The organism is Vibrio atlanticus, assembly GCF_024347315.1.
In the GTDB taxonomy this organism is placed as follows: domain Bacteria; phylum Pseudomonadota; class Gammaproteobacteria; order Enterobacterales; family Vibrionaceae; genus Vibrio; species Vibrio atlanticus.
In genome coordinates this window covers 1063676-1075789 of sequence record NZ_AP025461.1, presented here as the reverse complement: position 1 = coordinate 1075789, position 12114 = coordinate 1063676, and the positions used below count along the sequence as shown (strand labels likewise).

13 protein-coding genes and 1 pseudogene are annotated in these 12114 nt (G+C 44.3%); 4 read left to right on the top strand and 10 right to left on the bottom strand.

Annotated features, from left to right (window positions below):
- Positions 1 to 62 precede the first annotated feature (62 nt).
- A complete protein-coding gene (locus OCV30_RS20505) occupies positions 63 to 938 on the top strand; it encodes an endonuclease/exonuclease/phosphatase family protein (RefSeq protein ID WP_065680050.1) in 876 nt (291 codons plus the stop codon).
- Positions 939 to 1057: 119 nt separating this feature from the next.
- Here OCV30_RS20505 and OCV30_RS20500 read toward each other — a convergent pair whose 3' ends face one another.
- From OCV30_RS20500 to OCV30_RS20485, 4 genes are all read right to left on the bottom strand, one after another.
- The gene (locus tag OCV30_RS20500) at positions 1058 to 1489 is read right to left on the bottom strand and encodes a YeeE/YedE family protein (protein WP_065680049.1); all 432 of its coding nucleotides are present in this window, start codon (positions 1487 to 1489) and stop codon (positions 1058 to 1060) included.
- Positions 1489 to 1965, bottom strand: coding sequence for a YeeE/YedE family protein (locus OCV30_RS20495; protein WP_065680048.1), 477 nt, complete (start codon positions 1963 to 1965; stop codon positions 1489 to 1491). The genes OCV30_RS20500 and OCV30_RS20495 overlap by 1 nt, the downstream gene beginning before the upstream one ends.
- A 201-nt stretch (positions 1966 to 2166) precedes the next feature.
- Positions 2167 to 3399 carry a glycosyltransferase family 4 protein gene (locus OCV30_RS20490; RefSeq protein ID WP_065680047.1) on the bottom strand — a complete coding sequence of 411 codons (1233 nt, stop codon included), beginning with the start codon at positions 3397 to 3399 and terminating at the stop codon, positions 2167 to 2169.
- A 120-nt stretch (positions 3400 to 3519) separates the two neighbouring features.
- Positions 3520 to 4617 (bottom strand): ketoacyl-ACP synthase III, encoded by a 1098-nt coding sequence (locus OCV30_RS20485; RefSeq protein ID WP_065680046.1) that lies wholly within the window; start codon positions 4615 to 4617, stop codon positions 3520 to 3522.
- A gap of 122 nt (positions 4618 to 4739) precedes the next feature.
- On the opposite strand from OCV30_RS20485, the gene trxC reads away from it, so the two are divergent.
- Positions 4740 to 5174: a thioredoxin TrxC gene (gene trxC, locus OCV30_RS20480; protein WP_017097619.1), complete on the top strand. Its 435-nt coding sequence runs from the start codon at positions 4740 to 4742 to the stop codon at positions 5172 to 5174.
- Between the two features lie 144 nt (positions 5175 to 5318).
- Here the strand turns inward: trxC and OCV30_RS20475 are convergent, their stop codons facing one another.
- The 3 genes and pseudogenes from OCV30_RS20475 to OCV30_RS22965 form a co-directional block, all read right to left on the bottom strand.
- The gene (locus OCV30_RS20475) at positions 5319 to 6968 is read right to left on the bottom strand and encodes a GMC family oxidoreductase (protein ID WP_065680045.1); all 1650 of its coding nucleotides are present in this window, start codon (positions 6966 to 6968) and stop codon (positions 5319 to 5321) included.
- Between the two features lie 30 nt (positions 6969 to 6998).
- Complete coding sequence (locus tag OCV30_RS20470; protein ID WP_261879051.1) at positions 6999 to 7121, bottom strand: hypothetical protein; 123 nt, start codon at positions 7119 to 7121, stop codon at positions 6999 to 7001.
- A gap of 88 nt (positions 7122 to 7209) precedes the next feature.
- Positions 7210 to 7418: pseudogene (locus tag OCV30_RS22965) on the bottom strand (hypothetical protein).
- Here OCV30_RS22965 and OCV30_RS20465 point away from each other — a divergent pair.
- Positions 7418 to 8569, top strand: coding sequence for an MFS transporter (locus OCV30_RS20465; protein WP_017102114.1), 1152 nt, complete (start codon positions 7418 to 7420; stop codon positions 8567 to 8569). The pseudogene OCV30_RS22965 and the gene OCV30_RS20465 overlap by 1 nt on opposite strands.
- A gap of 151 nt (positions 8570 to 8720) precedes the next feature.
- Here OCV30_RS20465 and OCV30_RS20460 read toward each other — a convergent pair whose 3' ends face one another.
- The 3 genes from OCV30_RS20460 to OCV30_RS20450 all read right to left on the bottom strand — a co-directional run bounded on the left by OCV30_RS20460 (position 8721) and on the right by OCV30_RS20450 (position 10616).
- The gene (locus OCV30_RS20460) at positions 8721 to 9056 is read right to left on the bottom strand and encodes a winged helix-turn-helix domain-containing protein (RefSeq protein ID WP_012600601.1); all 336 of its coding nucleotides are present in this window, start codon (positions 9054 to 9056) and stop codon (positions 8721 to 8723) included.
- A gap of 171 nt (positions 9057 to 9227) precedes the next feature.
- Positions 9228 to 9578: a winged helix-turn-helix domain-containing protein gene (locus OCV30_RS20455; RefSeq protein ID WP_065680043.1), complete on the bottom strand. Its 351-nt coding sequence runs from the start codon at positions 9576 to 9578 to the stop codon at positions 9228 to 9230.
- Between the two features lie 144 nt (positions 9579 to 9722).
- Entirely contained in the window at positions 9723 to 10616 is an 894-nt protein-coding gene (locus tag OCV30_RS20450; RefSeq protein ID WP_065680042.1) for a helix-turn-helix domain-containing protein, read from the bottom strand.
- 50 nt (positions 10617 to 10666) lie between these two features.
- Between OCV30_RS20450 and OCV30_RS20445 the strand changes: the two genes are divergently transcribed.
- Entirely contained in the window at positions 10667 to 12064 is a 1398-nt protein-coding gene (locus OCV30_RS20445) for an MATE family efflux transporter (protein ID WP_065680041.1), read from the top strand.
- The last annotated feature ends 50 nt before the right edge of the window (positions 12065 to 12114 follow it).

Below are 12114 nucleotides of genomic sequence, written 5' to 3'. Positions count from 1 at the left end.
TTGGTAAGTGTTGTAGGATAACGGCTCAACTATAATGGACACCAAAATTAGGGATATTTGGGATGAAACGACTTCAAAATTGGATAATGTTAGGTTGCTTACTCACTAGTCAGACATTTGCTGAACCTTTGACCATATCCAGTTGGAATATCGAATGGTTATCAACCAACGAGGCTGTGAATAAGTTTTCTTCCAAACGAACCCACTCGGACTTCAATAAACTCGAACAGTATTTCCAATCCTTAGATGCGGATGTGGTTGCTTTTCAAGAAGTCGATGACGTAAATGCCATTCAGCACATCGCGGGCGATCAATACAAGATATTAATGTCTGACCGAACATTACCAGAAAACAGTAACCGACAATTCAAAGAAGTGAATCAATATACGGGCTTCGCGGTGCGTAAAGGGATTGCTCTCACTGACTACGCTGACTTTCCTCTAGAGTCGAGTGCTAACAGCAAGCTTAGGTTTGCCAGCTATATAGTTGTAGAAACAGAAACAAAACCAATTCACATGTTGTCAGTGCATTTAAAGGCGGGTTGCAGCGGCGCGTATAAGTCTACCCGTGACTGTTCAAGGCTCAAAGACCAAGCTCAACAACTGAATAAGTGGATACAGCAAAGAGAACGTAAAGGCGAAGACTACGCGATTCTGGGCGACTTTAACCACAACCTCTCCTATACAAGAGATTGGATGTGGAAAGATATGACGCAAAACACCGATGCTCAATTGGCAACACGAAAAACTCGATCAGATTGTAAGGTTCGTTCAAATCGTAATAACCACCGCACGCACCAGTTCCGTTCAGTAATAGACCATATTGTGGTAAGCAAGTCCTTAGATGCTACTCCTGCGAAGCAAAAGGTATTTGAAACGCAAGATGTGCTTGATTACAAACTTAGCGACCACTGCCCAGTTTCAACGACTATTAAATAGTAGATAGAGATATAGAAAGAGGCTGACTGGCTTTTTTGCTAAAAGCGAGTCAACCTCTATGCTTGGTCAGTTCAGAACGAATAACGTCAAAGCCAATGTAATCAGCGATAAGCTTGCTACTAACAGGCTTTGTTCGTACGACCCGCCAACCACATTCCCACCAGCATGCTTAAGACGAACAGCCATACCGTTGGATTACCCCCACTAAGGCTGGTTACTGCAGGGCCCGGGCAAAAGCCTGCAATCCCCCAGCCTAAACCAAAAGCAGTTGAACCTAAGATCAACTTTCTATCTATTAGTGGATTATTCCTGCTCTCTAAAAGTTCGCCATTGATGGCTTGGACGCGCTTTTTAATGACCAAATGATAAAACGGAGCAAACACCAATAACGCGCCACCCATGACGAATGCCAAGCTAATGTCCCAGTCGCCAGCAATATCTAAAAACCCAAGTACTTTGTTCGGGTCAACCATACCTGAAATGATCATACCGGAGCCAAAAAGAATACCTGCGACCAAACCGATAACGATAGTAAGTGAAGAGTTTTTCATTACGCCCCCAAACCGATCAAGTTCTTAGCCAACACAGTTACGATTGCCACACCCATGAATACACAAGTAGCGATGATTGAGCGCTTGGACAAACGAGCCATCCCCACAATGCCATGGCCGCTAGTACAGCCATTCGCCATCTTGGTACCAAAGCCCACCAATAATCCGGCTATGATAACCACTGCGAAGTTGATCTCTTCTAATTGTGGAAGTTGATAACCCGTCGGAATCAATAACCAACCGCTCGCAACCATTCCGACAACAAAAGCAAGTCGCCAATGTTTTTCGGTTTTCTCAATGCTGGAGTCCGAGTTCGATTCGGGTCCTGATTCTAATCTTTTGTTCTTTCTCGACGGTAACAAGCGGCCAACAATGCCACTAATACCTGCTACTCGCCCTATTCCTAACATAAGAATAATTGCCGACGCGCCTAACAACATGCCACCGAACAATGCATCCCAAGGTATTAAACTCATCACTGACCTCTCTCATAACGTCGATTAACTCATCACCCTTAATTTAAATTAGAGTTTACTAATAAATATAAATTAGTCAATGCTAATGTATTGCTAGAATGTTCGGTTTGTAAGTCTGAAATTAACAAGCGCCCTGCATGAAAAAAGCCCCTAGGCGTTAACCTAAGGGCTTATGATTTGATTCGGTTGTAGTTTTGTTAGTTACTTAGTCTTGTTCTTTTCAGCTATCCACTGCGACATGTACTTGGTGCTCGCCATGCTGTGGTGCTTAAGCATCGAACCAAAGAAGTTATCCAGTCGATGAGATTCAAGATCAGACTCTAACGCCGTTAATCGCTCAATCAATGTGTCGCCCAGTTGATTTTGCTCGTAGTGCGCTTCAAGGATTGAATGACATTGGCTTTGTGCCTTAAGCCACTTCTCTTCATCTTTGTACAGAGCAACTGCAGCTTCAACAAACTCGTCGATATCATCAGCAACCGCGCCCGGCCATTGCAATTCACCTTGCGGTAGCATGCCTTCACTGCCGATTTCACTCGTCACGTTCGGAGTTTTCAGCTTCATCGCATCAAGCAGCTTGCCTTTAATGCCCGCGCCAAATCGTAGAGGTGCAACACACACACGAGCTTGCTCCATCACTTCTTGAGCGTCTTTAGCCCAACCTTTTATATGGAAACCGATTTTAGGGTTGTGCAAAGCCGTTGCTTTCGGCGGCGGGTAAGATCCGTAAATATGAAGTTCGGATTCAGGTAACTGCTTGCGAATCTTCGGCCAAATCTTCTGTAACTGAAGCACAGCATCCCAGTTCGGTGCGTGTCTAAAGTTACCTATCGTCATGAAATGCTTACGTTCTTCAAAGCTTTTCGTGCTTTCAGGAAGTGTATTAAGATCAACCATGAACGGCAAGTGGTGAAGCAGTTTTGGATCGATATTGAACTCAGATTTAAGCAGATCCATCTCGTAACTTGAAATGATCAACGAAAGATCACAGCGTAAAATTGCGGCAATTTCACGTTTAGCCAAGTCACTGTACAAATGCGCTTTGGTCAGTTCAGTCTCTTTCTTAACTGCTTCATGGCGCGCGTTACGTAGGAACTGTAAGTCTTCGGTATCCAATAACTTAAATGCATTCGGACATACCTTCTCCACGCGCCAACCAAACTGCTCTTCCATCATGAAACGGTCAAACATCACGACATCGGGTTGCAGCTCTTCGATGTACTGGTCAAAGCTGTCGCAATTCAACTGTATAGATTGGCTTGTGATGCCCTCTTCAGAGAGATCAATCATGTGCTCGGTTTCTTGAGCTGGCGTTGCGAATTCAACTGACCAACCTTGTCTCTTGAATAGACGTAAAAGAGACATCATGTGGCTGCCAGCCGCCGATGAATTCGGTTCTGGCCAAACGTAGCCAATTGCTAAAACTTTCTTCAAAACACTTCCTAAGAAATAACAAAAGGGACGAGATCTGTCCCTGATTAAACGAGCACTATGGTGGTCGATTTATATCATGAGGCGAATCCGACTTAAAAGGCGAACTCGTACCATACTCCGCTACTCACTTTCTGAGTTAGGACGCGTTTTACAGTGTAAAATGGCTCTTTCTAGAAGCTCCAAAGCAGATTTATCCGCTTCTGGAAGCTTCGCATCCGATTGACCTAACGGTTCAACACGACTGCCCCACTTAATATGGCCAGCACCCCAAGTTAAACCTGCACCAAATGCCGCCACAAGAATGTTTGAGTTAGGTTTAACAAAACCTTGCTCTAATGATTCACACAGTGCAATTGGCACAGTCGCTGCGGATGTGTTGCCGTAGTTTTGGATGTTAACAAACGCTTTCTCGCGCTCAATACCCGCCATATCACACAAAGTCTGGATGATTCGGATGTTGGCTTGGTGCGGAATCACAACATCGATATTGTCGGTTGAGATGCCAGTACGGCTTAATACTGTGTGTGCCGCAGCGCCCATGCCTTTCACTGCACGCTTGAAGATCTCTTTACCTACGAAATCAAAGTCCCAGTAGCCATTATCTGCAGCAAAGCGATCCATAGAAGTACCGAATTTTGGTACCGCTAAAATGTCACGGCCTTCGGCGTCACAACCGATTTGCGCTTCTTGTAAGCCAACCTGCTCTTCAGTGCGAGATAGAACCACAGCACCTGCGCCGTCGCCAAATAGAACCGCAGTATCACGCTTGGTCCAGTCGATGAAGAATGAAAGACGTTCTGCACCCACAACAATGGCATTGCGGTAGTTGCCCGCTTGAATCAGTCGAGTTGCGGTTTCAACGCCGTAGATGAAGCCCGTACACGCTGCGTTAAGGTCGAAAGCCGCTGCACTCTTAATGCCTAAGTTCTGTTGAACCTTAGATGCGGTATTTGGAATAAGGGAGTCTGGGCTGCACGTCGCGATGATAACAAGATCGATATCTTCAGCAGTTAGGCCAGCACACGCCATGGCGTGTTGAGCAGCAACAGTCGCTAACTCAGAGGTATTTACATGACTGATACGACGGTTTTCGATACCAGTTCGAGTTCGAATCCACTCGTCAGACGTATCAATGAAAGTGCTTAGATCATCATTGGACAACACGGCTGGTGGCAGACACTTTCCCCAGCCCGTAATCTCGGCGTAAAATTTTGTCATCATTTACCTATTTATTGTTTGTTTTTATTTAAGTATCGTATTCTAGTTTTAAACAGTATAAGCGCTCCGTGCGTGATTCGTAAATCGCGTTAGACACGGAGTTACAATAAAAAGAGAAAGTTATGTCTACATTCAACACACGTTGCCCTTCTTGTAATGGCGTAAACCGAGTTCCTTCAGAAAGAATTTCAGAAAGCCCAACCTGCGGTAAATGCAAAACAGCATTACTCGATGGCGCTCCTATCGAAGGAACGTCACTTAATTTCCAATCTATTTTGAATAGTTCACAGCCAGTGGTTGTCGATTTCTGGGCAACATGGTGCAACCCATGTGTTGGCTTTGCGCCAGTGTTCAGTGACGTTGCTAAAGAGCGTTCAGGAGATATTCGATTCGTTAAGATTGATACTGAAGCTCAACAACAGCTTGCCGCGATGTACCAAATCAGAAGTATTCCCACGGTGATGGTGTTTAAAGATGGCAAACGTGTCGATACGATTAACGGTGCGTTACCAAAAGGTCAATTTGATCAATGGCTTAATCAAGCTCTAACCAAGTAACACTATTATTTAAGCTATTGGTTAAGCGATTGAATTAGCTTTGGCTTTATTCTAAGTAAGCACACAAAATTGGTTAGAGAGTCTTATCAAATCAAGACTATCTAACCTACTGTTTTATTTATGTTTATCACTTAACTTCTTGAATTAAACCACAGCTTCGCCTTTCGATTGAATACTAGATGCTTGCTTACCTAACCCGTATTCCTCTTTGATTTGATCTGAGACTTTTTCAGCAATCATAATGGTTGGCGCGTTTGTGTTTGCCCCAATCAATGTCGGCATCACAGAAGCATCAATAACTCTTAAGTTATTCAACCCATAGACTTTCAGATTGTTATCTACCACGGCTAATGAATCACTGTTAGGGCCCATTTTACAGGTCCCGACTGGGTGATACTGAGTGTCTGCACGGTTGCGAATATCTTGCTCGATAGCCTCGTCATCACTGGCGTCCACTGGGTAGAAAGCATTGCCACGGATGTCATCAAACGCCGAGCTCTCTAGCATTTGATACTGTTTCTTCCAGCCCTTAATCATGATCTCCATGTCTTCAGGATGACTGAAAAACGCAGGATCGATCTTAGGCGGATCATAAGGATCACTACTATTGAGCGTTACGGTTCCTATGCTTTTCGGTCGTAGCAAGGTGACGTGAGAGGTAAACCCATGACTGGTATGTATTTTTCGGGCGTGGTCATCAACCACAGCGACGACAAATACAAACTCTAAATCCGGCACGGCGATATGATCTTCTGAACACAGAAAGCCTATCCCTTCTGCAAAATTACTGGTCATCTTGCCACGACGCTCTTTGTGCCATAGCGGTAAGGCTTTGGTCATTTCGGAGGCCATTTGCAATGAGATACCAAAAGTTTCACGCTTTTCACTGCATTTGTACGAATGTACTAAGTCGATATGGTCTTGAAGGTTCTTGCCGACGCCTGGTAGCTCTTGAACCGGTTCGATGCCATGCATCTCTAGTTCAGCTTTCGCGCCGATACCCGACAATAACAGCAGTTGAGGAGAACCAAACGCGCCAGCGGATAGAATCACTTCTTTGTTGCATTGGATCTGATAACGCTGTCCGTTAAAGCCATATTCGACTCCGACCGCTTTCTTACCTTCGAACAAAACTTTATGTGTGGTTGCTTTGGTTACGACCGTGAGATTCTGTCTCGAAAGATTTGGCGTTAAGTAAGCCTTGGCAGCACTGCACCGTTCGCCATTCAGCTGGGTTACCTGCGTCGGCATCGCCCCAAACTGAGCAGCACCGTTGATGTCTTCATTACGAGGAACCCCTATCGACTCACACGCCGTTAAGTAACGTTCCAACATCGGACTTGGCGATCGAAGGTTAGCCACGTTCAGAGGACCACCTTGGCCGTGATACTCATCTTGGTGAACTTCGTTATTTTCGGCTTTCTTAAAGTAAGGCAGGCACGATTCATAACTCCAACCGGCATTACCCAAACTTTCCCAAGTGTCGTAGTCGTAACGGTGCCCACGAGCGTACATCATCGCATTGATAGAACTGGACCCACCAAGTGTCTTGCCTCTTGGTTGATAACCTTTACGACCATTCAAACCCGGCTGTTCGACGGTTTCAAAGGCCCAGTTGTTTAGCTTAGTTGGCATCATCGCGGCTATACCTACGGGTGTATGGATTAATGGGCTTGTGTCTTTACCACCTGCTTCCAATAGGCAAACCGTAACATTGGGATCTTCAGACAGCCTTGCAGCCATTACACATCCTGCCGAGCCCCCGCCAACAACAATAAAATCATAACTATCCATTTGCCTATCTCCATTGGGTGTAACTCTCGTTTACGCTATTGCCGTGATTGATAACACCATACGAATGAACATTTTACGCAGGTATTTGTAATCATCAAGTTGAACACAACACCATTCCTCTCTGGCCTGCTCTACGACGTTACGTATGTTCATGAAGCACCAATGAGCTTAACTTTCTTCGCTTGAATTATCGTGATGATCAACAACCATCACGGATGACCTACGCGGATGATTGTATCGCTTACAAAACCATAATGAACATAATCCTAATGGCTTTTTGACCGCATAAAATCTCGCCAAATCGTAAATTCCGCCATGGTATTTTAGCTCAAGATCTCGATAAATTTCTTTTATCTTAACGACTATTTTTATTCGTTTTACCCAATTCAGTTTCTCCCCCATAGTCGCGGAAAATTCATCGTTTCTTTCACTATTTAGAGGCTCCTGCATTGGACAACATCCAACCAACAACTCGCATAACTGTTCCGGTTATTGCATTGTCTTTTTACGCGATCGCTTCAGGCTATTTAATGAGTTCATTACCATTAATGTTGTCTGAGTATGGCTTAGACAAAAATCTATCGAGTTGGTTGGCGAGTGCATTCTATGCAGGGCTTTTAACCGGTACGTTATTGATTGAACGTGCGATTGCACGTGTTGGTCACAGAGATGCGTTTGTTATCGCTCTGGCTATTTTTATCGCAACGATCCTTGTGTTACCACTCATCCCACATCAAGCGGTATGGTTATTAGCCCGCTTTGTCGCTGGTGTAGCGGTTGCAGGTATCTTCGTGATTGTAGAGTCTTGGCTAATGAGCGGTGACGAATCTCAGCGCGCGAAACGTTTAGGCGTTTACATGTGTTCGCTATACGGCGGCTCTGCCGTTGGCCAACTCGGCATCGGTTACCTTGGTATTACAGGTGGCGTACCTTTCATTGCAATGTTCACCTTGTTGTTTGGTGCAATCATTGTGTTGATGTACGGACAAGCGACAGCACCACAAATTCACGATGCGCAGTCTTTATCATTAAAGCAAATCAGCAAACTGAGCCACAGCGCTTTGATTGGCTGTATTGTATCTGGATTGACACTTGGATCTATTTACGGGCTGATGCCTGTTGAGCTTGCTCAACGCAACATCGCACACCAAGATATTGGTGGTTTGATGGCGTTGGTGATTATGGGTGGTATGGCCGTTCAACCAATGGTGACATGGTTATCTCACCACATAGGGCAAGTGTTATTGATGGCGCTGTTCTGCCTACTAGGGGTTGCAAGCATTGGTGTACTAACGATTAACCATGATTTCTACGTACTAGGCATGAGCTTGTTTGTGTTAGGTATGGCGACTTTTGCACTTTACCCAATTGCGATTAACTTGGGTTGTCGTAACTTAGACCCAAGCTATCTAGTGTCAGTGACTCAGGTTATGCTGTTGTGTTACAGCATCGGTTCAGTCGCAGGACCATTGGTTGCAGATAGCTTTATGGATTCACAGGCGGGATTATTCACTTACCTGTTCGCGTCTTTACTCGCTACAACGATCTACATGTTGATTGCTAGCTTAAAACGCTCTCCTCTACAGATTGCAGGCGAGTAAGTTCGAATGGCAACTATCCTCCTCAGGTAGGATAGTTACCTCTAGAGCTCTTAGTTATGACTTTCCGTCTAACGAAGAGCTCTTTTGTTTGATGACTTCTGAGCAAAGTCGACAAAAAGCATCAATAATAACAATCGAGGTGCTCTTCAGGTTAAGGCTGAAATATGTAGCCTTCACCAGTAATGGTAATGATTAGGCCATCCCCGAATAGTGATCTGATCTCAGATATCGCAACAATCACTGACGAGTTAGTGACTGACCCATTCTCCCAGCCAATCTTCTTCAATTGCCCGACACTGAACAATTTCCCTCGGTTTTGATTCATAAACAGAATGATCTTACGATACGCTAAAGGCATGGTAGCGAGAACATAGCCATTTTCAACATTGCGAATAAGTTTGGTGTCGAGTTCAACTATTTTTCCGTTGAGTTCAAGTATTACGTTGTGTTCAGAGTGGTGAGTATCTATTACAGGATAGGCGTCCATTTTTATACAGTTCCCTTACGATATAGCCAGCAACAAAGTTAAATTAAGTCATTTTTGTATAACGTCGCTTATAAGTGGACGTTTAAAATCGAAGATAATGAAAGCAGCGTATACGGTAAAGAGATTAAATTTTTATTATTAATATATGAACAGGATATCAATAAAGGGTAATTAATCCTCCAGTACATAACCTTCGTTGGAAACCGTTTTTATACAACGACAGTCTAAGATCCTTCTTATCTCGTAGATCGCAACCAGAACTGACGCAGATGTCACGGCTTTACCCGCCCAACCTACACGCTTCAAAACTCGCTTACTAATCACATGTCCTTTATTTTGATACAAGTAAAAAAGAACCTTACGATGAGGCTCTGAAAGCGTCCCTATTATCGAGCCACACTCCTGCTTTCGGACGATCCTCGTATCAGATTGAAACTCTTTTTTATTTAGAACCCACTTAGACGGAAGTTTAAAATCGTCTACGTGATCCCCTATTTTTGGTATGGATTCCTCACGTTTCATAAGCAGTCGTCTTTTAAGATATTTCCAATATTATCGAATGGTACAAAAATACCAAATTGATAGATCACTTAATACCGTACATTTACTGCAAAATTGATCTTGTGGAATTGTTCTAAAAAACGAATTTTTAGTGGACAACCAACTCTACCCGGGAAGTCGATGGCTTTTACGGTATTGGCTTGGAGATAAACCAAAATGCTTTTTAAAGCGATGTGAGAAGTTATAAGGATCTTTGTAACCCAAACGGTTGGCAATCATCGATACCGACCAATCTTGATATTTTAACAAGCTGGTCGCTTTATCCATTCTTAGTTGAATCAACTTGCTGCGTGGTGATAGGTCGAAAAGCGTTTTGGTGACTCGATTAAGCTGCTCTTCGCTGATAAACACCCTTTGAGCCATACCAGCTACTGTCCATGGTTGATGCAGACTACTTTCAATCTCATTATAGAGCGCTTGAACACGAGCGGTGGTGCTTGTTGACTTGGGTTCAAACCCCGTCAACGTTCGGACTATTTCACTCAAGAGTAACTTACGGTAACTGGCTCGGCCCCCTATCTCAAAGTAAACCAAGTTCATTAGTGACCAAACCTGTTCACACTCTCCAAAAGGCACAATCCCCTGACCTAAACTTGCTATGTGCTGCCACTGCTTAGTATCGGGGGTCAACATCCACGCCATTTTCCAATAGTTATATTGCGGATCGAGTTCAAAACGAAATGGGGTTCCGGCAGGAAGAACCACCAGCGTATACGGTGTAATCGCTTGTACTGATGTCGTGGTTGTTAGAATGCCGCCACCTTCCATAGTGAAAATCAACGTATGAACATTAACGGATTCTCGCTCAACCCAATAACCATCGTATAGTTTTGCCATACCGCCCATATAGACACCAAAGCTTTTCATCTCTGGGATATCTTCAACGGTCAAAAAACGTTCTTTGCAATATTCCGCGAGAAAAACATCATCTTGCCACGTTGATTTAGGCTCCATGGTATCAATGACGGATTCGCACAGGTTTTGTTGTTTTTTAAACATGTTGTTACTTCGCTCAAATCACTATAGTTCTGCCATAAATCGGAGAGCTTATGACAACTAACATCAACCCTAACTCATCTATGAATAACAAGCCAAAGAGCATATTACCTCGTATCGTTAAACTTGGTTTACCTGTAGCTTTGCAAAGTGCGCTGGTTGCTATTCTTGCCCTTGCTGACGTCTTGATGGTCAGTGATTTTGGTATGGAAGCAGCAGCCGCTGTGGGAATCGCATCAAAATGGCACTTCGTTGCTATTATGATTATGGCAGGGTTGGCCTCAGCAAACGGTACATTAGTTGCTCAATACTGGGGAAAGAATGACCGAAAAAGTGCACGTACCGTGTCATCTATCGCGATGGTGTTTGGTTTAAAAGTTCTGCTGCCTGTTACAGCAATCATCACTCTTGGTTCTCAGTTTTTAATGATGTTGCAAACTAGCGATCAAACCGTGATTGAGCTTGGAGCGACTTACCTTTGGTATGGGTTCCCTGTTCTACTTCTAACTCACATTGTTGTAGTGGTAGAAGCAAGCATGCGCTCATCAGGTGACACCGTAACTCCACTATTGTTAGGTGGTATTACTATTGCACTCAACATTGCGCTTAACTTCGTTCTAATTAAAGGGGCTTTCGGCATTCCAGCAATGGGCGTTGCAGGTGCTGCATTGGCGACAACCTTAGCGCGATTGATTCAAGTGGGCTTAATGTATAGCTACATGCGTGTGCGTAAACACTGGCTGCTAACCACCCCAAGCTCACCACACCGTCCGTCACTGTGGCTTTCTTACCGTCGTATTGCGTTGCCGCTAACGATGAATGCCGTGTTGTGGGCAATGGGTACCATGGCGTACCAAATGATCTTCGGTCACATGGGCACGACTGAACTTGCGGTGTTCTCGATGCTCGCGCCGTTCGAATCGCTGTGTTACTCGATCTTCTTTGGTATCTCCGTAGCGTGTTCAGTATTGCTTGGCCATTCGCTGGGCCGTGATGAATTTGATGATGCTATGAGCATGGGTCTAACATTCATTAAAGCCGTCGTTGGCTTTGGCGCTGTCGTTGGCTTGCTACTGTTTATGGGTAAAGAGCATGTACTATCATGGTTAAACCTTTCTACAGATGCATTGTACCCGCTTGCTTCGCCAGCAATGATGATCATGTGTTTTGCAGTGGTGATTCGTATGCTCAACATGGTGATCATTAACGGTATTATTCGTGCTGGTGGTGATAACGCTTTTTGCCTTCGCATGGATTTCATCGCGATGTGGATGGTGGGCATTCCAGTGTGTGTTTATGGCGCGTTTGTCGCTGGATGGGATTTCAAATACATCTATGGTCTGATGTTAGTAGAAGAAGTGGTGAAATTGGCAATATGCTCGCACCGCTACTTGAGCCGACGCTGGATCAACAATCTCACAGTGACCTACGACGAGCCTCAAGCGGCGTAGCTTTATACATAAAGTATTCTTTCTACAAGACTGCCTTCTGATAAGGCAGT